Genomic DNA, 24476 nt, shown 5'->3' with positions numbered 1-24476 from the left:
AAAACCTCCTTGCTTCGTCCTTATAAAGGATCCCAAATCGCCTTTGTATAAGCAATTTTCATCCCGGCACGTTCCATATTCCGCTGGCTGCCGCTTCCAAATGAGGCCTGTCCGGCTATGATGGAGCAGCCATGCTGTTTCGCTTCATCTATCCTTGCATCAAGCAATGCACGGTGCACTCCGCGGTTCCTGAATTCAGGCAGGACAGCTGAGGCTGCCATCGTACCGATGCGTTTTTTCATAAACAGCACACCGATTCCGGCAGCTTTTCCATCCATACTTGCCAGATAAAACCGCCAGTCCTCATGACCATGAAGAACCAGATTGTTCTGTGCTACAGGCTGCTTTAAAAATTCAGGCATGCCAAAGCCTTTTGTATAAATTTCCCCAAATAAATCAAATTCGCTGGCTTCAAGAGGGCGCACACTAATTTCCGATACCGGTCTGGTTGAAAGAATCTTTGCTTCCCCATACAGCACCGTATGAAAACCGCTTTGAGAAAAACCTCTTGCTGAAAGGCTTCTAAATAGCTCTGGTAAGGATTGAGCAGGAGTTACCTCAAACCTTGGAGAAATTTCCCGTTCTTCATAAAAACGCAGAATGTCATCCAGCGTTTCGACTGACGCACCTCTCACAGTATTATAGGCTGGTCCGGGAATATTTTTCACAGAAAAGGCTGCAGTGCCTCCAGCCTTTTCTATCACAACATCCATTGGATTTCCTTCCGTATTCCGTATAGCTGTAAGCCTCGATTCCAGTGCCTCAATTTCCGATTTTTCAAGAAGGATGGCCAATTCTTTCGTTACTACAGATGACATATGTACACCTCTCCCGGTTACTCAGTGACAAATTCAACAATAAACCCTGCATATTTTTCAAACCTAAAGAAACAGTAAATACAGATTGATTATTTCTAGAAAGGAGCCTCTTATGAAAAAAGAAAACAAAAATAACCAACCGCAATCACAGGAAGAAATGGAAACGGTGAAAGACATTACCCGCGTTGAAAATGGACAGCCCGTCCCGCAGCCGAAGGATTATGACGAAATCGAGTACTAAGGAATGAAAAAGGACTGCTTGAGTCAGTCCTTTTTACGTTGAAGGTAAACTTAATCCAATGATTAAAGTCCAATTTTCTGTTCAATCTCTTTTTTCTGCCTCAGATGATGGCGTAGGTGCATGTCAACAAGTTCATACCACTCCTTCGCATTCAGCCAGCCAAACCCGCCATGACGCTGTTTGCAGGCAGGGTTCGTTTCCGCTGCACTCTTTTCCTGCTGCTCCATTCTTTTCTCTATTTCAAGAAGCCCCTGCAAAAGCTCCTGTTTTGTGCGGCTATTGCTCGGCGTATTTCCAGGCAGATCAGGCAGTTTTATTTTAATGGCAGGAAAACCGCCTCTCTCAAACAGAGCTTTGCCTCCATCAGACTTTTCTAAATCAGGATCGGCTGCAGCTTTTTTACACGCCTCCGCGTTCTCTAAATACTCAATGGAAACCTCAATAAGGTGCTGATACATCTGTCCAAGTGACCAGCTTCCGTCAGATGGAATTTCACTTAGTTTATGGTCAGGATACTGTTGAAGGTCCGCAGTAAACCCTTTTAACAATTGACTGTCACGCATTAGCTGTACCTCCCTCTTCTGTAAGAGAATAATCTTTTATACTTTCTTGTAAAAACCATAAATTCCTTTATTTGATTTACCCGTATCTTTTTAAAAGGGGTAATCGTTATAAACAGAGAATGGTATGAACATGACGGGAGGGAATCTAATGAACATTTTGATTTTAGGCGGCACACGTTTTCTCGGAAGAGCTTTTACAGAAGAAGCTTTAAAAAGGGGTTATAGTGTTACCTTGTTTAACCGCGGCACAAACAAAGGCCTTTTTGCCGAGCTGGAGGAGCTGACCGGGGACAGAAACGGTGATATGACGGCGCTTCAGAACCGAAATTGGGACGCTGTCATTGACACGTCCGGTTTTGCCCCGCATCATATCAGAAAAACAGCAGAAGTTCTCGGAGATATCGGTCATTACACCTTCATCTCAAGCATTTCTGTTTACAGGGACTGGATTCCAGCAGGTATTCAGGAAGACTATCCGCTGCAGACGATTTCCGATGAAAAGCTTGCGGAAAGTGAGAAAAGAACGCTTTCACCGTATGAACATTATGGTGCGTTGAAGGCACTGAGTGAAGAGGAGGCTGAAAAGCACTGGCCAGGACGGGTGCTGAATGTAAGAGCCGGACAGCTTGTCGGGCCGTTCGATTACACAGACAGGCTTCCTTATTGGGTTCAAAGAGTTTCACAAGGAGGGCAGGCCATCGTTCCCGGCCGTCCGGACCGTCCCGTGCAGATAATTGATGTGAGAGATCTTGCTGCGTGGGTCTTCAATATGATTCTTCAGGGAAGGGCAGGCACCTACAACGCCACAGGTCAAAAAGAGACGATGGCAGAGATCCTCGAAACCTGCAAATCGGTGTCGTCAAGCACGACGGACTTCGTATGGGCCGACGAAGCATTCCTGCTTGAAAACAACATAAAACCTTGGACAGATATGCCTTTATGGATCCCAGAATACTTTCCCCTGGAAGGTGAAAAGGAACCCTGGAAAGGGACGTTTGAGATCAGCATAGAAAAAGCCGTCGGGGCCGGTCTCACGTTCAGATCACTCGCTGAGACCATCCGCGATGTATATCACTGGGAAAAGAACCGGGAACCTTCCGATCTGAAAGCAGGAATCTCAAGAGAGAAAGAAAAGGAACTGCTGCAGAAATGGTCAATGAAACTAAAACTCTGAAAACAGAAACGGCCATCCTAAAAAGGAATGGCCGTTTCTTCTTCATTATTTAACAAGCAAACTGTCAAGCTCCCTCATCTTATCGTAAGAGTCGAGCAAACGCTCAGGCACAAGGCTTCTGCCATACTCCCAGGCATTTCTTTCAATTTGGGACAAGAGCTCCTGCTTTTCCTCATCCCCGCCATAAACGAGCGTCCGGATGTCATGCTTGTTTTTCTGATAATCAAGATAGTACCCGACAGTATGATAAAGAATCAGTCTGACAAAGTCCTCATCGGTTTCTCTTACTCGTATCTTTCCTCTGTATCCGTTTATCTGCAGGTAATTAAATTTAAGCGTCCTGGTTGAAATGTTGTAGCTCATAGGGGCAGGCAGCTGATTGTCAAATTCATAGTCGATATAAATCTTTAATTCTTTTAACTCTGATTCAATAATTTTTTCAATCGTCCATATGTAGAGCATAGGAGCACTCCCTTCCATCCATATCGCCTATTATAACAAAGGAGACTTTTTATGTACGTGCTTTTGAAATTTGCTGTGCCCTTTAGTTGCTCCGGCCCATTCAAACCCATTTTCTCTGTAAAAAGCATTCAGTTTTTCATTATCGGCTACACAATCAAGTCGAATCCAGTCCCCGCTGACAGCCTCCGGAATCCATGAAAGAATGACATTTCCAATTCCCTGTTTCATATAGGCTGAATTAACTGCAAGCTTGTGAAGGTATACCGCGTTTTCCTCTTGGTGTCCCCATATCTCCTGATCCCATTCATTTTGTGAAGGATAAAGAGTGAAAGTTGCGGTAAGTTCGCCATTTTTCTCGACGACATACGTTTGATTGTTTTCTATACATCGGACGATTTCTTCATCCTCTCCGCCGTCCAAAAGATAGCTCCATTGATTAATTCCCTGTTCTTGAATCCATTTAGCTGTATCTCTTAACAATTTTATAATGTGACTGGCTTCATCCAGTACAGCCAATCGTATGTGCAAATCTGTTCTCACGCTGTATGTACTCCTTTTTTCATGTCATGATCGCAGGATCATATTCCTCGAGCGACTGCTCCTCAATCAACTCTATGTTTCTCTTGTTTTCCAAATAGGATCTGATATGCCCGCAAAGGTTGGGATACAGCACTACCTTTTCAAGATCAGCAAGCTTCACCCACTTGACACCCGTCTGATTTGGATCTGGATTTGCCGGCATAGCAGGTACTGAACCGTTTTGCAGCATGCATTCAAACATGAGTGCGATGGAATGAGTTTCCCCGTACTTATTTGCGTTCAGATGCGGGGCATACTCATAAACAAAAGCGAGCGGCCCAACCTCAGCATCAGCAGACGTTTCCTCTTTTACTTCCCGCCTAGCGGCATCCTTTACCGACTCACCTGAATTAACCCCGCCGGCAGGCAGATTGTAATGCAGTCCGTTTTCATCGTCAAATTCAACAAGGAGAATGGAGTCATCTTCAATGATTAAGCCCCCTGCCCTTACTCGCATGTGGTAGGTCATTGTTTTTCGCCTTTCTTGTTTTAGTTGAAATTGCATTACCCTATAAATTCGTTTTATGGCGTGCGATTAATGGGTTTGCTTACCCTATAAATTTGTTTTTCAGTTTTATGGGGTACGATTGCGGCGGTTCCTTACCCTATAAATTCGTTTCTAAGTTTTACAGGGTACGATTCTGGCGTTTGCTTACCCTATAAATTCGTTTCTCAGTTTGATGGGGTACGATTCCAGCGTTTCCTTACCCTATAAATTCATTTCTCAGTTTTACAGGGTACGATTTCACCGTTTGCTTACCCTATAAAATCTTTTTCCAGTTTTACAGGGTACGATTCCGCCTTTTCCTACCCTATAAATTCGTTTCTCAGTTTTATAGGGTACGATTCCAGCGTTTCCTTACCCTGTAAATTCGTTTCTCGGTTTTATAGGGTACGATTCTGGCGTTTGCTTACCCTATAAATTCGCTTCTCTGATTTATAGGGTACGATTCCATCCGCTCCAATTCAGCCACTACCTTCTTCTTCAAATCATCATACTGCAGCTGATTCGTATCCGCAAACGCCTCTTCCCTGCTTGATGGGAGATCGTCGTACTGCACGTCACCCTCAAATTGAGAGGCTGTGAAATCAACTCTGGCAGAGTCTATCTCGTTATAGAAATGCCATCCCTCTGCTGCACAGGTTTTCCTAATTTCTCCGCCTAAAAGATCATGAACCACAAGAGCCGTCACTCCGCATTGCCCTTTTGCCGGATTTTCAGGAGTCCATTTGGAGCTTGAATTCAAAGACCATGAGTTTAATAGCGCACGGTGTAAAAGCTTTAAATCTCCTGCGGACATAATTGGCCACGCCTTTCTATATTAAATAATCCCGAATTTCTTCAGGGCAAAAACGACGCCATCGTCCCCAGATCTATTTGTAACAAAATCCGCCGCTTTCTTCACTCCTTCGCTTCCGTTTCCCATTGCAATCCCGAGGCCTGCAAGTTCAATCATATCGATATCGTTGTCACCGTCACCGAAGGCAGCGGCATCAGCCGGCTCACACCCAAAGTATTCCAGCGTTTTTAAAATAGCAAGAGATTTTGAGACATCCTGATCCAGGACGTTCAGCACATACGGATGCCACCTTTTAAAAGTCAGATGTGGAAAAGCTTCTCTATAAAGATCCGCTTCTGTTTCCCTCGCAAATAAACACAGTAAAAACACCTCTTCAAGACAAGGAGAAGGGAAAACGCCTGGGTATTCAGTCAGCGAAAGCGTTTCCTTCAACGAACGCAAAACGGACGCATTTTGTATGCCATTCATCCTGAAATCTTCCGTATAAAAAGAAAGGGCGTGCTTCTCTTTTGCTGCAAATGCCGCTACTTCCTTCACAATCGTTTTGTCCAGAGGGACCTTATGGATGACCTCATCTTTATGCTTCACGTACCCGCCGTTTGCAGTGATAAAGGTTTCGATCCCCATTTCCATAAGTTCACCGCACATTGAAAGGGGCCTGCCTGTAGCTGCGACTACCGCAGTCCCATTCTCAAGCAGCATTCTTACAGCTGCTTTGGTCGGTTCAGAAATTGTTCCATTCTCATGATGCGTAATCGTTCCATCGATGTCAAAAAACACGATCTTGTACGTCATGCCATTCTCCTTTTATTCATTCACCCTTGCATGAATCAGCTTTAGAAGCACTTCTTTCTCCGTCTGACCGATACTCTCCGAGAGTCTTGCCGCTGCAACAGGAAGAATCCAGTTCTTAAGCTCTGACATGTCAAATGGATCTGTTTTTCTATAGCACCTTTCATAGTGTCCGGCCAATAAACCGCGAAACATTCCTTGAACTGGACTTGAAGTCAGCCCACCATAGTGAATGAGAAGAACGGACCGCGCAATGTCCGCCAGCCGATTTCCAACCGCTGCATCCGCCCAGTCAATAATGACGTGTCCTTTTTTAGAAATCAGGACGTTATCAGGATGAAAATCACCGTGGCATAAGACTCTTTCATGATCAGGCAGCCCGTCCAAATGAGAGAGTATTTTCTCTTTTTCACTCTCGTTCAAGTCATCGCTTTGACTGATTCGCGAGGCTAGCCTGTCTGTGAGAACAGGCAGCTTCAAATCTTGGCATTGATGAATCTCACCATGCCATTCTGCCAGCCGCCTCATGTGAATAGGCAGGAGAAATGGACTTCTTTTCATTTCAGCCATCAGGGAAGTTCCATCGACACGTTCGAAAATAAGAGCATGGTTCTCTTTTTCAAAAGAGTACAGTCTTGGCACGTGTAATGGAATCTTTGCTATTTCTTTGTAGATCGCATATTCGTATTCAATAAAGTCCCTTCCAATGTGTCTGTGGAATACTTTTGCCACTGTCCCGCCATCACGGACGATGACCTTGGCTGTATTGCCTGTGCCCAATACGGTTTCAGCTATGTTGTCCGCCTCCTGTGCTCTATGTCCGCTTACCGCCGCCTAAAACAAAATCCCAATCCCCGCAAAAGCGAGTTCTTCACAATGTACCTTTTGTTTATAGCTGTCTTTTTCAAAAGTATGGGTGTAGCGGCTGAGCTTGATCATGCCCACATCGTTTTTGGTGTAGAAGACGACAGTCGGGTGATCATTTTCATAATAAAATATCGGTCTCAAAGTTGGCGGAATCGTTTTAAATTCATTCCAGTCGCCAAGAGTGTACAAATAATCCACAACACTGTCTGCCTGTTCATATAGTTTTTCATCAAGCGGCAGAATATCGTCTGCACTCCAGTAGCTGGTTTGACGGCTGATTCCGAACTCCCCGAGCTCATGATAAACGACCGCTGCCTGGAGATAGGAAAGCGGAGTACGGTCACCGTCTACTGCAAACATAAAATGATCAGACTGGCATTGGGGGATCGGTATTTCACCCTTTTCAATGATATTCGGAGGCATCGTCAGCTCCTTATCCTGGGGAATGGCATAAACAGCAGAAGATGATTGGCCTTCAGCCTTGTATGAATAGGCCCTGAGTTTATACCCTTTCTGAATGGCAAGTCCTGAAAAGCTTTTCACAATCCGTTCTGGATTTTGACTTGAAACACTCCACCCGTTTATGGGTTCATGCAAATCCATCTCATACCCGCAATAAAGGTTTGGCTTAACGGCTGATGAGGTGAATTCTGTCACTTCAGTAAATGCCGCTGATTTCACTTTTTGAACATACATCTCCCTCAGTTCCTCTGCCAGCAAATTCTTCTTTGAAGCAAGATGCGGGCACAGATGATAATAATCGCCAAAAGGATTCTTTTTTCCAAAGAGAGGAATTCCTGCCTGCTCAATCTGCTCGAGCCATTTTCCTTTCAGCTGCTTTAAAAATGTATGTGAGTCAGACGCCCCTACGCCCCAGCCGATGCAGATCCAGGGGTGGCGTTTCAGCTCTTCCATTGATGCGACCATATCTCCAATTGTCACAATTCCCCTTCCGCCCAGGTACTCGATATGAGAAATTGCCTCTTTATCCTTTGTGTTCTGAAGAGTAAACAAATTGAAAAGATGCACCCTTCCGTTCAGCGGTTCAAGCGGTTTAAATGCTTCCATCAGCCTGACAATCTGGTGCATCGTCGGATCCAGTGCCATTTCCGTAAAAATACGCTCACCATGAAGCAGGTTTCTGACATCTTCACAGCTTGCACCTCCCGGGTTGAGCATAAGAAAACTTCCTATCGAGGTTTCACTGCTTCCAAACTGCAAATATGCCGACTCCCGGAACGTTAAATTCCGGTTTTTATAAAACGTACCGTATGCTTTTGGCTGGTTCATTTTACTCCTCCGTTCAGCTGGTTTCTCCCACACCCTATATTCTGCATATACCTGCCATTTCCTTGTTAAGATTCGTTAAAGAAAGAGAATGACGCGACCGTGCGTTCGCTAATTTCCGCCAAGTGTGTTACGCTTGACTGGAACAGGGGTGAAAACATGAACACATTTTATAGACCCGTTACCTTGACTGATTTGAATAAAGGACATGTATATTACCACTTTAAGGATGAAGAAATCTACTTGCAGAAGGTAGCTTCATATATTCATGCTGGCCTTAAAAATAAAGATCAGATTCTGCTGATTGAAAGCATGAAATTCTCGGATAAAGTGAGTCGTTATATAGAGGATCATTTTTCAGAAGAAGAACAGAATTCGATCAGGTTAGTGAACAACTTTGATTACTATTCAGGAAGTTCCAAATTCAATATTGCTTCCATTCTCGCTTATTTTGACAGAGATTTAAGAAGTCTTTCAGATAAAAATGTCCGGCTGCGCACGTGGGCACATGTGGAGTGGATGTCTGACATGTCTGATGCAGCCCTGCTGAAAAGCTTTGAAACCTCATCTGACGAATTTATACTGAATGAAAACATCCTGTCTGTCTGTGCCTACCGTGACGCATCTTTGACAGATGATGCTAACGCTGCGCTTGAACAAAGCCATAAATACGTCATGACAGATGATCAATTTCAACTTTCCCAAAACTATATAAAACTAGAAAAAACTGCTCAGTGTGATGGATGCTGAGCAGTTTTTTCATTTTGAAAGAAGATGCTTCATTTTTCATAAAAGGATTCGGTGATGCTTCAACGAACCTATAAGGGCAGAAGATTAATGGCAGGAGGAATGGTTATGTTGTTTATGCTGATTGTCAAAGCCTCAAAAAATTCAGAAGCCGGAAATCTTCCAAGCTCGGACCTCATGGAAGCCATGACCGCTTATAACGAAGAATTAATAAAAGCAGGCGTAAGGATAGCTGCTAAAGGGCTGCATCCAAGTTCAAACGGCATCCGCATTTCGTTTCCGGTACCCGGAGAAAACCCCGTCATTTCAGAAGGTCCTTTTACAGAATCAACTGATTTAGTGGCAGGATTTATTTTAATCGATGTGGAGTCAAGGGAAGAAGCCGTCAAATGGGCCTTAAGAATGCCCGACCCGCAAGGAAACGGGGAAGGCCAGATTGAGTTGCGTCAGGTATTTGAGTGAGCTGAAACAAGTATAGACATGTTAAAAGCACTGCGATTTGCAGTGCTTTTATTTTTCATGCATTCAGCTCTGCCTTGAAGTCTGCGGAGGCTCTTCCATCCATCCATTTTTAATCATGAGCTTACCGCCCTTTTTGGCATAGGTGAAAATGTCTTTTGCAATAATGGTCATTTTCGCCGGCAAATCAGACCGCAGGCTGAAGGAAGTGCCAAGGGCATTGCTCGTCAGACCAAAGCTGCTCAGTAAATTGGTCAAATACATCATCATCTTCTCCGAGTAAGGGGACGTCTGTGAAAATGTCGGATTTCCCCAGGCAACAGCTGGAGGCTGAATATCGCTTTTCAGCAATGTCTCACTGAACGATTCAATGATTTGTTTAGCGAGATCTTTTCCCTCTTTAAAATATTGTCTCAGCTCTTTGTCATCAGAAGCCTGTTCAAAACCTTTCAAAAGCTGAAACCCAAGAATGTTGGTTTCAACTCCCTGATAGAGCAGCGAGAGTTCAATCGCATTCAGCGGGCGTTTCGCACTGAACGCATCTAACCCTGCCATGTACTTTTTCTCTTTGACAAACTCAACCTTATCAGGCATAGGAATCATCGGCGGCCTCGTCAAAATGCCTTCATCAAGCAAGAACTGAGTCGCATCCGTATAGGTCTGCTGAGAGGTTTGTGACATCCTCATAAACAGGTCAGACATGTCGCTCCGGTAGGTCATGCTGAGGTGGAGCGCATTCAGTCCAATCGTCACTTTCATCATGATTCTTAAGAAAAGAATATCGAAATATTCATCATACAGCCTAGGCGTATCAGGCTTCACATCGCTTTCGTTATATCCAACAGGCATAACAATCTTCTCATCCTGAAAGATCCCGCTGATCTCCTGGATAAAAGCAGTCTCCTGATCGTAATAATTTTGGAGCTGCTGCTTAATTTTTTCATTTTCCTGCGTATGTAAAAAATGCTCAAGCATCCGTGCAAACATCGTTTTCTGCTGATAGGTCATCCAAAGGTTTCCGATTTCAGATGAGGCGAGCTGCTTCGTCACAGTGAGGTTCCTCCCGATTTTAAAATTTTACGTATAGTATATACTCAAGAATCATTCTTTATTTACGCTGATTGCGCTAAAATACAGAGTGAAGGAGATGACGTACATATGCTCAGGAGCAACCGGATTCACATAAGACCTTTTACAAAACAGGATGCGGAAGACAGACTGAAGCTTCAGCTAAAAAACCGTTCTTTTTTTGAGCAATACTCCATGATTCGCGCAGAAGATTTCTACACACTCGAAACACAGCAAAAAATGATAGAAGATTACGAACACCAAGCAAAAAAAGACGCCGAATATCAATTTGGCATCTACCTGAACGAAACCAATCAGCTGCTAGGCACCATCAGCCTTTTCCAAGTCATGCGCCACTCTCTCCAAAGCGCAGTCCTTGGCTATTTTCTCGACCAGGACCACAACGGAAAAGGCTATACAACAGAAGCCGTCAAACTCATTTTGGAGTATGCCTTTAACGAACTCAAACTCCACCGTATTGAAGCAGGCGTCATGCCGCACAACCTTGGCTCCATCCGCGTCCTTGAAAAAGCCGGCTTTCATAAAGAAGGACTGGCAAAGAAGAACGTCCTGATCAACGGGAAGTGGGAGGATCATGTGATGCTGGCGGTTTTGAATCCTGAAGACTGCGAGGGAGAGCAAGGCTGAAGCTTCTGCTTTCAGCTTATTTTCTGATTTTTAAAGCTCTCATTGACGAAACAAAACCCGCACTGTTATTCTTAATCCATTGTAAACGGGACATGCCGTGTATTCTGCATGTCCCGTTTTTTTGCAGAGGAATATCGGATAGTGTCTCAGTAGATTAGAGGCACCTCTCAATATGTTTGGGAGATGGCTGGAGGTTTTGTATTGAAAGTTACAAGAAGATTACTCGGTTTATTTTCTAACAAATGGTTGATGGCGACTGTGCTATTATTTTGCTGTGCAGCTTCCCTTTTGTTCGTGCATCATAACCATTCATTCTATGACCGGCCCATTGCAGAAGTCATAAAGACATCTCAGACAGGTTCATCTGAAGAAACTGACATGCATAATAATAAAGACCGCCTGTACACACAGCAGCTTACAGCAAAGCTGAAAAATGGAAAAGATAAAGGAAAATTGATCACTCTTACCAATGAATATTCCTTATCCGGGGCCTTCGATCAAAAATATCACGCAGGACATGAACTGTTTGTTGCAATTGACAGCAGTACTGACAACTCCTTAACAGGTACGGTAAAAGATGTAAAGCGTGATAAATATATCATGATCGCATCATGGCTGTTTATTTTCACATTGCTGCTTGTAGGGAAAAAACAAGGATTTTTCTCTGTCATCAGCCTCGCTGTCAATGGATTGCTCTTGTCCTATGCATTAGACGTTTACCTGAATAAAAATGGGTTAGGCTTGCTGGCCGTCTGCAGCATAAGCGCCATCTTGTTTACCGTGATTTCTTTGCTGCTCGTCAACGGCTTTAACGGAAAAACATATGCAGCCATTACTGCGACCCTTTTAGGGACGTTTATTTCTTTGTTTATAGCCATGATCGTTTTAAAGCTCACATCTGGTATTGGACTTAGATATGAAGAAATGCAGTTTTTAACACGCCCACCGAAGGTCGTGTTTATTGCTGGGGTAATGGTCGGATCCCTTGGAGCCGTCATGGATGTAGCAATCACCATGTCCTCCTCTATCTTTGGCCTTTACGAAAAAAACACTCAAATATCTATAAAAGCACTTAAAGCATCAGGTCTGGAAATCGGAAAAGATATTATGGGGCCTATGACCAATATTCTGTTTTTCGCCTACATAAGCGGATCCATTCCCATGCTGATTTTGTATTTTAAAAATGCATCACCGCTTGGATATACACTGTCCATGAATCTATCATTGGAATTAGCCCGGGCTATGGCAGGAGGGATTGGAATTGTGCTCACGATCCCAATTGGTCTTTATACCTCTCTCTATTTTATTAACAGAAAGAAGGCAAGAATATGAATACATTAGTATGTTTTGCTGCCATCTTGTTTCTGTTAATGATTATGATAGGAGGCAGAAAAGGGGCAAGATCATTTGCGGCTTTATTCCTGAATTTTGCCATCCTCTTTCTCGCTATCCTTTTCATGGCTGATCCAAATCTTGATCCACTTGTTTTAACGCTTGCTGCATCTGCTATTATCAGCTGCGTGAACTTATTTTTTATAAATGAAGTGAATCAAAAAACAACTGCAGCCTTTATTTCAACAATTATTACGCTGGCTATGCTCTACTTTCTCATTGTTATTCTGACCGATAAGTTCATGATCCAAGGTTTTGGAGAAGAAGAAGTAGAAGAATTAAGCATGTTTTCCCTTTTCATTGGAATCGACTTTGTCAAAATTGGAGCCTCTGTAATTATCATGAGTACAATCGGCGCCATTACTGACATTGCCATCTCGATTACATCCCCGATGCACGAAATAGTAAAGCATCATCCGAACATAAAAAGAAAAGAATTGTTCACATCAGGCTTATCCATTGGAAGAGACATTCTGGGCACAAACACAAACACACTGTTTTTCGCCTTTTTTGGAAGCTACCTCGGACTCCTGATCTGGTTTAAAGATTTATCTTATTCTATTGGTGATATCGTCAATTCAAAAGTCTTCAGTGCCGAAATCATCACCATCATGTGTGCTGGAATAGGAGTTGCCATTGTCATTCCGATTACCTCTTGGATTGCCGCAGCATTTTATATAAAAAAGAGCGATCCGAGACGGATTGAGGAATGATAGATTGAAATGAAAAGAAGGCTGTTTGGGATGTCTGTTTAGCGTTCTGAACAGCCTTTTTCATTACAATTTTTTATAGAGCTCACTCTCAAAGTGTGAATATCTACTTCAAATCTGCTCAATCCTCAACATCCACAAGGAAAATCCGCTCATTGAACCCGCCCCGCTTCTGTTCCTTTTCCTTCCTGATCTTCTCCACTCCCTGAATGGTTGAACCGTGAACGGCAGCAAATGCATGTAGGATTTCAAACATGTCGGCCAGCTCCTCCAACGCTTCAGCACCGGTTTCCGCTGCTATATACTCCTCCAACTCCTCAAAGCTTTTCTTTTTTAACTCTTCTATATATACATCCTGAGACAAGACTGTGGCATGAAATTTTTTCCCTGTCTTTTCAATGACTTCCGGTATTCTGTCGCGAACCAGTTTGTTGTAAATTGGCATCATATAAACCTCTTCTTTTATTTCTTGTTACTTCCTATTTTACAAACCGAGTCTTTGAATGGAAAATGAAAAAATTATGATAGAATGGTTACGAATAGACTGAATGAGGTGTAATCCATGGAACAATCAGACATTTTAAAAGCCATCACCACCCACCCCACCATCATCATCCACCGCCACATTCATCCTGACTTTGACGCCATCGGTTCACAGATCGCCCTGAAAAAAACGCTGCAGCAATCGTTTCCGGAAAAGAAAGTCTTTGCAATGGGAGGCGCGGAGAAAAGCCTTGAATGGATCGGCAGCATGGATATGATTGAAGACGATCAATATAGAGACGCTCTTGTCATTGTCTGTGACACGGCAGAAACGAAGCGGATCAGTGACCAGCGCTGTCTGATGGGGGAAACCCTTGTTAAAATCGATCATCATTCCGATGGGGAAAGCTATGGGGATTTGCGTTGGATTGACCCTTCATATAGTTCCGTGTGCGAAATGCTGGGGGATTTGTTTTTTTCCTATCCGGAGACATTTAAACTCACAAATGAGGCAGCTTCTGCATTATACGCGGGGATAATGGGAGATACAGGCATGCTTAAGAATGGAATGGCCGGTGAACGAACGTTGAGGATTGTTTCACAGATAAAGAAATTCGCCTTTAAATCCGATCGCATCCATCGTCTGATGAAGAAGAGCGGCACTGATTTTTCAAAATGGAAACCATTTGTCTCATACCGCGCACAGGTAACTGAACAGGGAATCGCGAGCCTTCGTGTAACAAAGGAAATGCTTGTAAACCTTCGTCTTGATTCCTCTGAAGCAGCATCTTTGATTCATGCCCTTACCGCGTACGTACCTGCACGCATCTGGGTGCTTTTCATTGAGGAGGACGGCAAAATCCGAGTCCGAATCCGTTCAAAAACAATCGCTGTAAACGAAATCGCAAAGAACTACGGCGGAGGCGGACACAGGCTGGCAGCCGGTGCCTTGCTTTCATCGTGGGAGGAAACTGAGGAGATGATCGAAGAGTTGGGGGAGAAGAGAATGAGGTAAACCTCTTTCCTTCAGCAAGTTTCGAGGAAAATGCAGATACTTCCCTATTTGTGTTCCCTTTAACTCATCTCTTTATTTTCATTAATATAAGATATGACCTCATGAATGTCTGTCGTAAATAATAAAACCTGGTTGATATCATACATGACCTTATTTTCAACGATAAGGTACTCAGTAATAGGAATTGTATTAAAAAATTTCTTCCACTTGTGCCTCTTCTCCATCTTCTTCGTTTCTTCATCTAATTTTTCAGGGTCAAACTTGTAGACGCCGTAACTCGGCACTTCTATTTTAATGTCAGGAAAAGCAGCCTTTAAATCCTCCACCATTTCATCAGGCGGTTCAATCTCAGTCACAACCGCCACATTTTCATCTGCTCCATCATAGATTTTTTCTAATTGATCGTCATACTCTTTATCACTCAACTCTCTGTCTGTGAAAATAGCAATACAATAAAGGTTTTCTTTTGTTTCCACCTTCTTTTTTGTGAACATGTTCTCGAACCTCCAAGTCCCGGCAGATAACTGATCTATTCGGTTTTGTCTTATTTAGAGGTAATTATTCTCCGTTTTATATGTATATCCCTTTTTTATAGCAACTGAAAAACCTGCGAACAGTTAGCCCGCAGGTTTCCTTTTAACATCTTTCAGATCATTTGGATAAAATAAGAATTTCCCATGGGTCTAATTGAACCTCTTTGTTTACAGAAGTATACTGATTCCCACCAAAAACTTTATACTCCCCGGCTGCAGCATCTGTTGTAAAGGCAACAGAAGACGATGAAAGGTTTGCGAAAACAATGACTTTTGACTTTCCTTTGCTTCTGGAAAAAGCTAATACCTTGTCACTTGCCGTTTCAATTTTTTCTACGTTCCCGCCGGCTGATCCGTTCCACAATGCTTTGTTTTCTTTTTTCAGTTTCACAAGTTCAGTATAGTAATCCTGCATAGAGATGTCGTTCCATGATATTTCATCTTTATCAAAAAATGCGAGGCGCTTGTTAAGCCCTGCTTCCTGTCCTGAATAGATAAGAGGTACACCCGGCATGACAAAGGTTAATGCTGCCATTGTTTTTTCTGCCTCTCCAAAAAGTTCAGCTGTGGTGCCTTCCCACGAATTATCATCATGGTTCGATGTCCAGTGCATAGGATAGGAACCCTTTGGATAGAGTGCGTTCACTTTTGAAAGATAAGCTTCGATGGCACTGATTTCTTTGCCGCCCGATGCAACTTCACGCAGGATGTGATTTAATTCCCACCCATAGTTTGCATTAAAAGCCTCATTTAACAGGTTAGGTTTTATATTATCTTCTGCAAGCATATATACTGGCTTGATTTTATCCAGTTCTTTTCTGGCCTGTTCCCAGAAATCAACCGGCACGCCGCTTGCGTAATCCGCACGATAGCCGTCGATATCAGCTTCTTCCACCCAAAATTTCATGGCCTCTGTCATGGCGTTGCGCATTTCCCGATTATCATAATTTAAATCTGATACATCAAGCCAGTTTGTTCCTGGAGGATGAGTAATATTTCCTTCCTTGTCCAGGGTGTACCAATCTCTGTTTTGAGTCCAGATATGGTCTTTTCCTGTATGGTTTCCAACCCAGTCAAGCAACACTTTAAATCCCATTTTGTGTGCCTTATCTACAAGTCTTTTAAAATCTTCCATCGATCCAAATTCCGGATTGACCGCTTTATAATCCTGTACTGCATAGTAAGAACCAAGAGTTCCTATTCTTCCTTCTTCAGATATCGGATGTATTGGCATAAACCATAGAATTTCAACGCCTAATTTTTTCAAACGGGGTAAATGCTGTTCAAATGCTTTAAACGTTCCCTCTTTCGTATACTGTCTTACATTCACTTCATAAATGACGCTGTCATCTGACCACTTGGGAAAATGTGCTTTGCTTTTTCCCGGCTTATGCACACCTTTTGAGTTAAGATAAACTGTGTCATCCCCTTCTTTCACAAAGATTTCCCCCGTTTCTTCAAATTGTGTAAAGACTTTGTTTCCTCCATCTTTTTCTCCTGTCTGCCGATTGACTACAATAAAATTCAGACTCGATGCATTCTCTTTTAGTTTTATATCTATATATGCGCGATTTTGATCAAGCTGTTCAGAGGAAAAAGCCGTGGCCCCGATAGGCCAGCTTCCCATTTGATCAGAAGGCACCTCAACATCTCCCCACAGCCAGAGACCCCATTCATCAAAGGACTGATCTGCTCTTTCATAATAGATTCGAATTGTATTTTCAGACATTTCAGCAGGCTGAGCATCTTTTGCTGATACTGTAAGTGATCCAATCAATGACATTATCAGTAGCAGCATGACCATTCTTTTTAACCTTACTTTCATATTTATCCTCTCCTCATTTACGTTATCCTTTAACCGAACCAAGCGTTATCCCCTTAATGAAGTATTTCTGGAAGAATGGATAAATAATTAAAAGCGGTATCATTGAAATGAAAATTTTAGCGGCATTCAATGTCTGATTGGACGTATTGGTAAGACGCTTCGCTGATTCGGCGTCTAGTTTCGAAGCGTCCGCTATTACCGTAACCTGCCTAATATAGGTTTGCAGAGGATAATTATCATTTTTCGTCATGAGTACAAGAGCCTGAAAGAATTCATTCCAATGATATACAATGGTGAACACTAATACGGTAGCAAGAACCGGTTTTGAGAGCGGCAAAATGATTTGGAACAGTATCCGCCAAGGTCCTGCTCCATCCATAATGGCAGATTCTTCGAGTTCTTTTGGCAGATTTCTAAAAAAATTCATGACGAGAATGACATTAAAAACAGGAAGCCCTCCACCAAGAACCAGTCCCCAAATGTTATTGGTCATGCCTAGAGATTTCATAGTCATATACCACGGAATCAATCCTCCGTTGAACAACATGGCAAATATGAGCGTCCACATAATCACATTCCGCGGGCGAAAATCTTTAGACGTTTTGGATAAGGGATATGCCATCAGGACAACGACAACAAATGTTGTAATGGCTCCTAAAAATACCCTTGTCACTGAAATGGAGAACGATTTAAAAAACTGAGCATCTTCAAGAATCATCGCATAAGCACTTAAAGTAAATTCTTTTGGCCAGAAAAACACCTGTCCGGCAGCGACTGCTGCTTTGTCACTGAATGAAACAACGAGCATGTACCAGACTGGGTATATGCAAAGAAGGGTGATCAGAAGCAAAATAAAGATATTGAGACCATTAAAAAATTTTGTGAGAAATGACCGCTCTTCTACCATGGATGATGCCTCCAATCCTTAGAAAATTCGATAGTTTGCAAATCTGTAAGCAAGAAGGTAAGAAACAGCAATTAAAATCAGACTGACAATTGATTTAAGAAGACCTACTGCTGTAGCAAGACCGTATTGCATATCTATTAATCCAGTTCTGTACACCCAGGTATCAATAATATCCCCGGTTGAATAGACCAAAGGATTATACAAATTGAAAATCTGATCAAATCCTGCATTTAAAACATTTCCCAAGCTTAATGTTCCGAGGAGGACAGCTACAGGCAGAATGCTTGGCAACGTAATATGAATAATCCGCTTGAACTGTGAAGCTCCATCTATGGCTGCTGCTTCATAAAGTTCAGGACTGATAGAAGTTAGAGCTGCGAAGTAGATGATTGCCCCAAATCCAAATTCTTTCCATACATCACTTCCTACAACAATAGATGGGAAAATATCAGGATTTGAGAAAAATAGAACAGGTTCTACACCAAATAGCCCGAGCATCTGATTCACAGGTCCTGTAAAAGAGAATAAATCGAGTAGAATGCCTGCGACGATTACCCACGATAAAAAGTGAGGAAGATACACAATCGTTTGCACAGATCTGGTAAATAACCGATTCTTTGCTTCATTCAGCATTAGCGCAAACACTAACGGAACAATAAGGTTTAATGCCATTTTTGCAATGGCTATGAAAATCGTATTTTTGAAAATCTGAGCACTGTCTTCGAGTTCAAACATATAGCGGAAGTTCTCAAGCCCGATCCAGGCGGACTTTAATAAACCAAGGCCCGGGTTAAAATCCTTAAAGGCAAGCAGAATTCCGTACATTGGGAGAAGGTTGAAAAAAATCAGCCAGATCAAGCCCGGCAGCAGCATCAATGAATAGTGAAAGCCATTGGATTTCATGAATTTCGGCAAAACTCCTGCACGCACTTTCACATGAGGCACTGTGAGCGGTTCACCATTGTAAACTTCTTTACTTTTCATTTAGATATCCTCCTTAAAGTCAGAGAGACGAGCAGCTTTCACCCGTCTCAAGAACTCTATTGCTCGTTGACCTCTTTTGTGATTTGTTTACCGCCCTGTTTGTTCCATTTCTTAACAAAGGAGTCAAACTCGCTCAGGGGCGCCGTTCCGAAGATAATCTTCAGGAATGTCTCATCTTCAAGCTTGCTTAAATTTGCCCATCTTGATTCCATTGTTTTCGTTTTAGCTGTTGCAAGACTTCTCACGTAATTAATATCAGCATTCACAAATGTTGAGCCGCCATTTAAGTGAGCATAAACATGACTGAAGAACGCCTCGTCCCCTTGTTTGTCCCAGTATTGAATATCGTAATTATCATACGGCTCTTTCTTCACATTTTTCGCATGTGCTGAAAGATCATATGCGAACCCGTAGTTGATCTTATCAATCTCTTCAAGCTCTACTTCACCTGCAAGATGCTTCTGAGTCGAGCTTACTGCATATTCAAGCTGATCTCCGTGTCCTGCAATAATAAAAAGCGGGATTTCCTGTGAGGTCATCTGTCTGTCCGCTACTTCTTTCTCGTAGCTTTTCGCTTTTTCACTCACGTGGATATTCAGCATCTTAATGATCGCTTCAGGATTTTTAAAGTTCTTATTCACAACGATATACTGGCTGCCGGTTGTCTCATTTGAATTAAACTTCCCCGAATCATCAACAGGAGCAAGGTAAGGCCTCCAGTTCGCTTTTGGATCATTCTTAATTGCATCCTGAATACTGTACGGAGAGTGCCATGGACCAAAGAAAATCCCTGCTTTTCCGCTGACGATCACTTCTTGTGCACTTTTTCTCAAGCCAAGCTCTTTGTCAATCAATCCTTCTTTATACCAGTCTCTTAGCATACCCAATGTTTTCTTCGTTTCAGGTGTGGTTGAACCGTATACTGCCTGTCCGTCTTTGTCTTTAACCCATATTCCAGGGTAAGCATCATTTGCAAAAAACAATGGAGAAAGGTTAAAGGAGTGGTCGCCTGAAGTCAGGAAAGTTGAATAAAGGGATCCGCCCTGGGCTGTTCCTACAATTCCTACCGTGTTTTCTCCGCCCATTTTATTATCAATAAATGCTTTTGCAATTGTTTTTAGATCTTCGAGGCTTTTAGGCTCTTTTAAGCCAAGCTCATCAAGCCAGTCTTTTCTTATCCATGTCATTGGTGCTGAAGGGAGCGTTGTTTCAGGCAGAGCGTAAAGCTTCCCCTCATATGTTACATTTTCAAGCAGTCCCGGATTTGAGTCATAAATGGCTTTTAATCTTGGGGCTCCTGCTTTTTTGTATACTTCAGAAAGATCTGCAAGCTGATCAGCTTTTATCATTTGTTTCAGCTGAGATTCATTTACCATCATGGCATCTGGCAAATCGTTGCTTGCTATAGACAAACTGACTTTCTGCTCATAATCGGCGGAAGCTGCTTCCCATTCATGTTTGACATGAATGTTATATTCTTTTTTCAGCCATCGTGTATACACGTTATTCTCGGCAGTATCTTCTCCATTAAACTTATAATTCGGATCAATTCCTTTACCAATTGAAACCTCAACTGGCTCAGAATATCCTCCAAGCGGCTCCATATTCGCGTTGACGCCCTCAGTGGTATCGCTTACATCTTTGCTTACACAACCGCTCATTGCAGCAGCTGCCAAAAAGCCTGCAAGCAGAAGTTTCATTTTCTTTTTCATCTCAAGCCATCCCCCTTTTGCTTTTGAACACTTTCACTATATCATTGAAACGTTAACCTGCTGGATAGAAAACGATTACATGAATGGTGGGAAAATCATTCAAAACATAAAAAAACGTTCAAAAATACATCTACCTGTTTTTTGAACGTTTTCTACCCTATTCAACTTTTACCCTTCGGTTTCTTTGTCTGTATTCACTTGGCAAACATCCTGTTTGATCCCTGAACAGCCTGCTGAAATACTTTTCATCCTGATAACCTACTTGCTCAGCTATCCAGTGTATGGGTTTTGACGTTGTTCTAACTAATTCCTTTGCACGTTTCATGCGGAGGTCACGTAAATGTTCCGAATACGTTTTTCCAACAATCTCTTTAAAGCAAATGCTGAAATAACTGCTGCTCATATTGACCAGTCTCGCAACATCTCCCGCTGATAAAGAATCGCTGAGCAACTCCTGCATAAGAACAAGTGCTTTTCGAATGCTCTCCTGAATTTCAGCTGAAAATGCCGGCGTATCACTAATGCCTTTAATCATTACTCTTACTTGAGAAAGCCACTCTTCAAGCTGATGCCAACTAGTAAGAAAATCATCTGTTTCAATTGGCTGCGGCAGAATCTCCTTATAGATTCTGTTCCATTCATCTGTCATCGAATAGATCATTCGAGTCAGTCTTATCGGCGGGAGCCTCAGCCCTTTTAGTTCTTCTTTAAGAAGCATAAAGTACTCCTCATTATTTATCCAATCTCCAGTCAGCCACTTCTCTTTAACATCATCAAGCTTATAAAGTGAGGTCTCATTATCAAGAGATATTGTATCTGCCCGCACGTAAATATAAGGATTTGAAGGATCGAATGTGTAAAATAAGTCCATTTTTTTATAAGACCTGATAAGCTGAAGCCATTGTCGCTTATCCATTTTTTCAAATCCTGAGATGCAGACAACTGCCCAGCTTTCACCTGCTGTCATGCGGTTTTTGGCCCATTCTGTTAAACCTGCAAGATCCTGCTGCGTATAATCATTCCAGTACCACACTCCAAAATCAGTTTCAGCTGCTCCTTTTAAAGGAAAATCGTAATCAGCTGGTTCTCCTGCAGATTTCATACAGTAGAGAACTAACCCACTTTTTTTCACAAGACTTTCTTTAGAAATCGCAAGGCCTGTTAATTCCTTTTTCTTCATTATCTCGGATATTCTCCCAAGCACATCATGAAAATTTTCCTTTTCCAGCTGTGTTTTCGAAACATAGTCAATTGCACCCAGTCTGAGAGCCTCCTGGATATACTCAAAATCCTGATGTAGTGTTAAAACAACAATCTTCACATGCGGAAACCGTAAAGTAACTTCTCGCATCAGTTCGATTCCTGACATGACCGGCATTGATAAGTCTGTAAAAAGTAAATCAATCTCATTTGTTTCCATAAATCGCAGGGCATTCTCACCGTTGTTTGCTTCACCAGCTACAACCATGCCAAATTCCGCCCAGGGCATACACGATACGAGCCCCATCCTGACAATCTTCTCATCATCTGCTATTAAGACCCGAATCATACAGCTTCTGCCTCCCTTTCCGGCGGTATACTGATTGTTACAACTGTTCCCTTGCCTTTTTCACTTTTGATATGGAATTCAGCCAGGTTCCCATGCTCAGCTTCAAGAATTTTTTTTACATACTTCAAACCGATTCCCATTCCTACCTTTTGGGTTTCATTCCCTAACTCTTCAAGAATCTGATTTTTCTCATTCTGAGTCATACCTGTTCCGTTATCCTGAATCGTAATTTCCAGACGTTCAGCTACCCTGACATTCACATGGATGTATCCATTATCGCTTACTCCATGATAAAGTGAATTTTCTACCACCGGCTGCATGATAAAACGCGGAACCCGGCAATTCAGTGCGGCCTGGTCTGCATCTATGTCATACTGAAAATCGTATTTCACCTGCTGCAGGCTTAAATATTCCCTTACTGCCGCCAACTCTTTTTCAACGGTAGTTGTTTCTCCCATCTTCCCAAGGTTGTATCCAAGCAGCTTATTGAGTGATAGCACAAGTTTATCAATTTGCTTATTCCCGCTGAATACAGCCAGCCAATGAACGGTATCTAACGTATTCATCAAGAAATGCGGATTGATTTGATACAAAAGCTTTTCTACTTCCAGATCAGCCCTGCGCTTTTCCTTTTCTTCAATTTCAGCGTATAAGTCCCAAATCTTCGTTTTCATATTTCTGACCTTCTTCAAATGATCATCAAATTCAGGAATATTCGTCATTTCACCAAGTTCAATATCAGAATTCATCAGATTGGTAATCTCTCTATTGAATTTGTTTAAAGGATGATAGACCATTTTCCAAAGAAGCCAGGCAAACAAAGATGCAACCACCAGAAAGAAAACAAAAATAAAGGCTGCTTGAAGAATCCATTGATTACGCTCTTTTGTCAGCTCTTTTTGTGGAGTGATAGAGACGATGCTAAAACCTTGATTGCTCGTTTCTTTCGTCCAAAAAAACGACCTGTAGTAACCTGACTTTCCATCAAACGAAAACTGGCTGTTCACTGGATACACATCCTGATTTTCACTAAAAGCAATTCGCCCTTGCGGATCAAGGATGACCAGACGCCTCGATGTATCTTTTCTATTCTCCGGAGCAAACAGCGGCTCTAGTGCGTTTCTCCCGGATTCAATATAAAGATAAATGTTCCTCCCCGGAATATTCACCTTTCTCATCGTACTGAACACCACTTGATTGATGGAGCCATTAAATGATTTATGAGGCCCGTAATATGTAATCTCGGGGAATTCTGCCATCACAGGAAGCTCTGACGGGGAAAAACCGCTGCGAACACGAAAATTTTCAAAATCATAGTTTCCGGTATTGGCATGATAATACATCATGAGACCTATATTCGGATTGGAAAAAGAAAGAAGATTTAATTCGCTTTTCAATTCTTTCGTCAGCTGAATTTTCCTGTAGCCGTCCTTTTCAAGCAGCAGATCCTCAAGAATCCGGTTGGCACCGCCCCCAACAGAAAGCTGCTGCGACACGTGATTCAAATTATCCAGCGTATTTTCAAGCGTCATCAAATCCTGCTTTAAATTATTCTGCAAAGAGGTCTCCACTTTGTTCTGGATAATAGAATCGATTGTAAAGAAGGAGAGAAAGCCCAAACAAATAAAAGGAATCAAACTGCTGATCATAAAAATCATAATAATCCTTTTCCTGAACGTCACATTTCTAAAACGCTTTCAAATCTGTCTTTTATTCATAGCACTCCCCTCCTTAAGGTGTTTTTTGAAATTATGTTATCATGAAAGCGCTTTGAATACTAGCTTGAGAGAAGGTATTTGCAGGTGCCAACAATCGGAGCATATGGCGCCTAAAATATAAAAAGCCCTATCTAAAAGATAGCGCTTTTACTAAAAGTAATACAAAGTTTCTATTTAATTTTGAGATCTCTTTTAAATTCTAGATATTCTCGTTTGGAATCTTCTCCATCAAGATTATTAATGTGCCATTCCATTTCTTCTTTTTTTGAAATAAATGCATGATGAATTTCTGCAGTATCAGCTTTTCCATATAGACAATTTAAATAAAAAATTAATTGAGAAGCTATAAAGTCATCATTAGTTTCTAGTATCGCATCGATCATATGAGGGATATACTCAAATGCTTCAGCACTGCTTTTTTTCTCAATGATTTTATCAAATGAATGAGCTAGGTAAAATTCGTCTTTATTTATTTTTTCAATCCAATTATCTAATATGCTCTCAATATCTTTATGCATAACTATCAACCTCTAGTTTATTATAATTATTTCAACTTAAATTCATGGAACTTTTTGGTTTTCTTTTTGTATATAAAATGTATCACAACATTTCGTCCTAATTAAAAAGATTCATATATTATAT

27 protein-coding genes are annotated in these 24476 nt (G+C 42.0%); 8 read left to right on the top strand and 19 right to left on the bottom strand.

The features are described 5' to 3' along the window. Positions 1 to 20: 20 nt before the first annotated feature. A complete protein-coding gene (locus AZ46_RS01410; protein WP_029282185.1) occupies positions 21 to 818 on the bottom strand; it encodes a GNAT family N-acetyltransferase in 798 nt (265 codons plus the stop codon). Positions 819 to 930: 112 nt separating this feature from the next. On the opposite strand from AZ46_RS01410, the gene AZ46_RS22415 reads away from it, so the two are divergent. Continuing rightward, complete coding sequence (locus AZ46_RS22415; RefSeq protein ID WP_087946292.1) at positions 931 to 1059, top strand: hypothetical protein; 129 nt, start codon at positions 931 to 933, stop codon at positions 1057 to 1059. 62 nt (positions 1060 to 1121) lie between these two features. On the opposite strand, the gene AZ46_RS01405 is transcribed toward AZ46_RS22415, so the two are convergent. Continuing rightward, a complete protein-coding gene (locus tag AZ46_RS01405; protein WP_029282187.1) occupies positions 1122 to 1622 on the bottom strand; it encodes a DinB family protein in 501 nt (166 codons plus the stop codon). Positions 1623 to 1770: 148 nt separating this feature from the next. Here AZ46_RS01405 and AZ46_RS01400 point away from each other — a divergent pair, with 148 nt between their 5' ends. Beyond that, complete coding sequence (locus AZ46_RS01400; protein ID WP_029282189.1) at positions 1771 to 2796, top strand: NAD-dependent epimerase/dehydratase family protein; 1026 nt, start codon at positions 1771 to 1773, stop codon at positions 2794 to 2796. A 45-nt stretch (positions 2797 to 2841) separates the two neighbouring features. On the opposite strand, the gene AZ46_RS01395 is transcribed toward AZ46_RS01400, so the two are convergent. The 7 genes from AZ46_RS01395 to AZ46_RS20890 all read right to left on the bottom strand — a co-directional run bounded on the left by AZ46_RS01395 (position 2842) and on the right by AZ46_RS20890 (position 8087). Further along, a complete protein-coding gene (locus tag AZ46_RS01395) occupies positions 2842 to 3258 on the bottom strand; it encodes a hypothetical protein (RefSeq protein ID WP_029282191.1) in 417 nt (138 codons plus the stop codon). Positions 3259 to 3288: 30 nt separating this feature from the next. Continuing rightward, positions 3289 to 3798, bottom strand: coding sequence for a GNAT family N-acetyltransferase (locus AZ46_RS01390; protein ID WP_029282193.1), 510 nt, complete (start codon positions 3796 to 3798; stop codon positions 3289 to 3291). 19 nt (positions 3799 to 3817) lie between these two features. After that, positions 3818 to 4306, bottom strand: coding sequence for an NUDIX domain-containing protein (locus AZ46_RS01385; protein WP_029282195.1), 489 nt, complete (start codon positions 4304 to 4306; stop codon positions 3818 to 3820). A 442-nt stretch (positions 4307 to 4748) separates the two neighbouring features. After that, positions 4749 to 5138 carry a YunG family protein gene (locus tag AZ46_RS01380; protein ID WP_051865085.1) on the bottom strand — a complete coding sequence of 130 codons (390 nt, stop codon included), beginning with the start codon at positions 5136 to 5138 and terminating at the stop codon, positions 4749 to 4751. Positions 5139 to 5159: 21 nt separating this feature from the next. Beyond that, entirely contained in the window at positions 5160 to 5933 is a 774-nt protein-coding gene (locus AZ46_RS01375; RefSeq protein WP_029282199.1) for a Cof-type HAD-IIB family hydrolase, read from the bottom strand. A gap of 12 nt (positions 5934 to 5945) precedes the next feature. After that, a complete protein-coding gene (locus AZ46_RS01370) occupies positions 5946 to 6710 on the bottom strand; it encodes an aminoglycoside phosphotransferase family protein (RefSeq protein WP_029282201.1) in 765 nt (254 codons plus the stop codon). A gap of 54 nt (positions 6711 to 6764) precedes the next feature. Next, complete coding sequence (locus AZ46_RS20890; RefSeq protein ID WP_051865082.1) at positions 6765 to 8087, bottom strand: hypothetical protein; 1323 nt, start codon at positions 8085 to 8087, stop codon at positions 6765 to 6767. 156 nt (positions 8088 to 8243) lie between these two features. Here AZ46_RS20890 and AZ46_RS01355 point away from each other — a divergent pair, with 156 nt between their 5' ends. Both AZ46_RS01355 and AZ46_RS01350 read left to right on the top strand, forming a co-directional pair. Then, positions 8244 to 8834, top strand: coding sequence for an MEDS domain-containing protein (locus tag AZ46_RS01355; protein ID WP_029282203.1), 591 nt, complete (start codon positions 8244 to 8246; stop codon positions 8832 to 8834). 105 nt (positions 8835 to 8939) lie between these two features. After that, positions 8940 to 9293: a YciI family protein gene (locus AZ46_RS01350; RefSeq protein ID WP_029282206.1), complete on the top strand. Its 354-nt coding sequence runs from the start codon at positions 8940 to 8942 to the stop codon at positions 9291 to 9293. Positions 9294 to 9356: 63 nt separating this feature from the next. On the opposite strand, the gene AZ46_RS01345 is transcribed toward AZ46_RS01350, so the two are convergent. Next, a complete protein-coding gene (locus AZ46_RS01345) occupies positions 9357 to 10340 on the bottom strand; it encodes a DUF3231 family protein (protein WP_029282208.1) in 984 nt (327 codons plus the stop codon). A 108-nt stretch (positions 10341 to 10448) separates the two neighbouring features. Here AZ46_RS01345 and AZ46_RS01340 point away from each other — a divergent pair, with 108 nt between their 5' ends. The 3 genes from AZ46_RS01340 to AZ46_RS01330 all read left to right on the top strand — a co-directional run bounded on the left by AZ46_RS01340 (position 10449) and on the right by AZ46_RS01330 (position 13111). After that, positions 10449 to 11006, top strand: coding sequence for a GNAT family N-acetyltransferase (locus AZ46_RS01340; protein WP_029282211.1), 558 nt, complete (start codon positions 10449 to 10451; stop codon positions 11004 to 11006). Positions 11007 to 11255: 249 nt separating this feature from the next. Beyond that, complete coding sequence (locus AZ46_RS01335) at positions 11256 to 12338, top strand: YibE/F family protein (protein ID WP_051865167.1); 1083 nt, start codon at positions 11256 to 11258, stop codon at positions 12336 to 12338. Then, entirely contained in the window at positions 12335 to 13111 is a 777-nt protein-coding gene (locus AZ46_RS01330; RefSeq protein WP_029282215.1) for a YibE/F family protein, read from the top strand. Before AZ46_RS01335 ends, AZ46_RS01330 begins: the two co-directional genes overlap by 4 nt. A 118-nt stretch (positions 13112 to 13229) precedes the next feature. Here AZ46_RS01330 and AZ46_RS01325 read toward each other — a convergent pair whose 3' ends face one another. After that, positions 13230 to 13553, bottom strand: a complete 324-nt coding sequence (locus AZ46_RS01325; protein WP_029282216.1) for a nucleoside triphosphate pyrophosphohydrolase — start codon at positions 13551 to 13553, stop codon at positions 13230 to 13232. A 117-nt stretch (positions 13554 to 13670) separates the two neighbouring features. Here AZ46_RS01325 and AZ46_RS01320 point away from each other — a divergent pair, with 117 nt between their 5' ends. Next, a complete protein-coding gene (locus tag AZ46_RS01320; RefSeq protein ID WP_029282218.1) occupies positions 13671 to 14606 on the top strand; it encodes a DHH family phosphoesterase in 936 nt (311 codons plus the stop codon). Positions 14607 to 14665: 59 nt separating this feature from the next. Here AZ46_RS01320 and AZ46_RS01315 read toward each other — a convergent pair whose 3' ends face one another. The 8 genes from AZ46_RS01315 to AZ46_RS01280 form a co-directional block, all read right to left on the bottom strand. Further along, the gene (locus AZ46_RS01315) at positions 14666 to 15100 is read right to left on the bottom strand and encodes a hypothetical protein (RefSeq protein ID WP_029282220.1); all 435 of its coding nucleotides are present in this window, start codon (positions 15098 to 15100) and stop codon (positions 14666 to 14668) included. Between the two features lie 157 nt (positions 15101 to 15257). Continuing rightward, positions 15258 to 16964 (bottom strand): alpha-amylase family glycosyl hydrolase, encoded by a 1707-nt coding sequence (locus AZ46_RS01310; RefSeq protein ID WP_051865079.1) that lies wholly within the window; start codon positions 16962 to 16964, stop codon positions 15258 to 15260. A gap of 22 nt (positions 16965 to 16986) precedes the next feature. Further along, the gene (locus AZ46_RS01305) at positions 16987 to 17871 is read right to left on the bottom strand and encodes a carbohydrate ABC transporter permease (RefSeq protein ID WP_029282224.1); all 885 of its coding nucleotides are present in this window, start codon (positions 17869 to 17871) and stop codon (positions 16987 to 16989) included. An 18-nt stretch (positions 17872 to 17889) separates the two neighbouring features. Beyond that, positions 17890 to 18774, bottom strand: coding sequence for an ABC transporter permease (locus AZ46_RS01300; RefSeq protein WP_029282226.1), 885 nt, complete (start codon positions 18772 to 18774; stop codon positions 17890 to 17892). Positions 18775 to 18911: 137 nt separating this feature from the next. After that, positions 18912 to 20567 carry an extracellular solute-binding protein gene (locus AZ46_RS01295; protein WP_029282228.1) on the bottom strand — a complete coding sequence of 552 codons (1656 nt, stop codon included), beginning with the start codon at positions 20565 to 20567 and terminating at the stop codon, positions 18912 to 18914. 157 nt (positions 20568 to 20724) lie between these two features. Further along, positions 20725 to 22116, bottom strand: a complete 1392-nt coding sequence (locus AZ46_RS01290; protein WP_029282230.1) for a response regulator transcription factor — start codon at positions 22114 to 22116, stop codon at positions 20725 to 20727. Further along, on the bottom strand, positions 22113 to 23774 hold the full coding sequence (locus AZ46_RS01285) for a sensor histidine kinase (RefSeq protein ID WP_051865076.1): 1662 nt from the start codon (positions 23772 to 23774) through the stop codon (positions 22113 to 22115). Before AZ46_RS01285 ends, AZ46_RS01290 begins: the two co-directional genes overlap by 4 nt. Positions 23775 to 24004: 230 nt before the next feature. Beyond that, the gene (locus tag AZ46_RS01280; RefSeq protein ID WP_029282234.1) at positions 24005 to 24352 is read right to left on the bottom strand and encodes a hypothetical protein; all 348 of its coding nucleotides are present in this window, start codon (positions 24350 to 24352) and stop codon (positions 24005 to 24007) included. Positions 24353 to 24476: the final 124 nt, after the last annotated feature.

It is taken from the genome of Metabacillus indicus LMG 22858, from assembly GCF_000708755.2.
Classification (GTDB): Bacteria; Bacillota; Bacilli; order Bacillales; family Bacillaceae; genus Bacillus_P; species Bacillus_P indicus.
Note: the sequence above shows the minus strand (reverse complement) of the source record. Positions and strands in the feature narration are given on the sequence as shown.

What these genes read in the sequence shown, in the direction of transcription:
- AZ46_RS01410 (WP_029282185.1), bottom strand. Translation starts at nt 818, where the DNA reads ATGTCATCTGTAGTAACGAAAGAATTGGCCATCCTTCTTGAAAAATCG.
- AZ46_RS22415 (WP_087946292.1), top strand. Translation starts at nt 931, where the DNA reads ATGAAAAAAGAAAACAAAAATAACCAACCGCAATCACAGGAAGAAATG.
- AZ46_RS01405 (WP_029282187.1), bottom strand. Translation starts at nt 1,622, where the DNA reads ATGCGTGACAGTCAATTGTTAAAAGGGTTTACTGCGGACCTTCAACAG.
- AZ46_RS01400 (WP_029282189.1), top strand. Translation starts at nt 1,771, where the DNA reads ATGAACATTTTGATTTTAGGCGGCACACGTTTTCTCGGAAGAGCTTTT.
- AZ46_RS01395 (WP_029282191.1), bottom strand. Translation starts at nt 3,258, where the DNA reads ATGCTCTACATATGGACGATTGAAAAAATTATTGAATCAGAGTTAAAA.
- AZ46_RS01385 (WP_029282195.1), bottom strand. Translation starts at nt 4,306, where the DNA reads ATGACCTACCACATGCGAGTAAGGGCAGGGGGCTTAATCATTGAAGAT.
- AZ46_RS01380 (WP_051865085.1), bottom strand. Translation starts at nt 5,138, where the DNA reads ATGTCCGCAGGAGATTTAAAGCTTTTACACCGTGCGCTATTAAACTCA.
- AZ46_RS01375 (WP_029282199.1), bottom strand. Translation starts at nt 5,933, where the DNA reads ATGACGTACAAGATCGTGTTTTTTGACATCGATGGAACGATTACGCAT.
- AZ46_RS20890 (WP_051865082.1), bottom strand. Translation starts at nt 8,087, where the DNA reads ATGAACCAGCCAAAAGCATACGGTACGTTTTATAAAAACCGGAATTTA.
- AZ46_RS01355 (WP_029282203.1), top strand. Translation starts at nt 8,244, where the DNA reads ATGAACACATTTTATAGACCCGTTACCTTGACTGATTTGAATAAAGGA.
- AZ46_RS01350 (WP_029282206.1), top strand. Translation starts at nt 8,940, where the DNA reads ATGTTGTTTATGCTGATTGTCAAAGCCTCAAAAAATTCAGAAGCCGGA.
- AZ46_RS01340 (WP_029282211.1), top strand. Translation starts at nt 10,449, where the DNA reads ATGCTCAGGAGCAACCGGATTCACATAAGACCTTTTACAAAACAGGAT.
- AZ46_RS01335 (WP_051865167.1), top strand. Translation starts at nt 11,256, where the DNA reads ATGGCGACTGTGCTATTATTTTGCTGTGCAGCTTCCCTTTTGTTCGTG.
- AZ46_RS01330 (WP_029282215.1), top strand. Translation starts at nt 12,335, where the DNA reads ATGAATACATTAGTATGTTTTGCTGCCATCTTGTTTCTGTTAATGATT.
- AZ46_RS01325 (WP_029282216.1), bottom strand. Translation starts at nt 13,553, where the DNA reads ATGCCAATTTACAACAAACTGGTTCGCGACAGAATACCGGAAGTCATT.
- AZ46_RS01320 (WP_029282218.1), top strand. Translation starts at nt 13,671, where the DNA reads ATGGAACAATCAGACATTTTAAAAGCCATCACCACCCACCCCACCATC.
- AZ46_RS01315 (WP_029282220.1), bottom strand. Translation starts at nt 15,100, where the DNA reads ATGTTCACAAAAAAGAAGGTGGAAACAAAAGAAAACCTTTATTGTATT.
- AZ46_RS01310 (WP_051865079.1), bottom strand. Translation starts at nt 16,964, where the DNA reads ATGAAAGTAAGGTTAAAAAGAATGGTCATGCTGCTACTGATAATGTCA.
- AZ46_RS01305 (WP_029282224.1), bottom strand. Translation starts at nt 17,871, where the DNA reads ATGGTAGAAGAGCGGTCATTTCTCACAAAATTTTTTAATGGTCTCAAT.
- AZ46_RS01300 (WP_029282226.1), bottom strand. Translation starts at nt 18,774, where the DNA reads ATGAAATCCAATGGCTTTCACTATTCATTGATGCTGCTGCCGGGCTTG.
- AZ46_RS01295 (WP_029282228.1), bottom strand. Translation starts at nt 20,567, where the DNA reads ATGAAAAAGAAAATGAAACTTCTGCTTGCAGGCTTTTTGGCAGCTGCT.
- AZ46_RS01290 (WP_029282230.1), bottom strand. Translation starts at nt 22,116, where the DNA reads ATGATTCGGGTCTTAATAGCAGATGATGAGAAGATTGTCAGGATGGGG.
- AZ46_RS01285 (WP_051865076.1), bottom strand. Translation starts at nt 23,774, where the DNA reads ATGATTTTTATGATCAGCAGTTTGATTCCTTTTATTTGTTTGGGCTTT.
- AZ46_RS01280 (WP_029282234.1), bottom strand. Translation starts at nt 24,352, where the DNA reads ATGCATAAAGATATTGAGAGCATATTAGATAATTGGATTGAAAAAATA.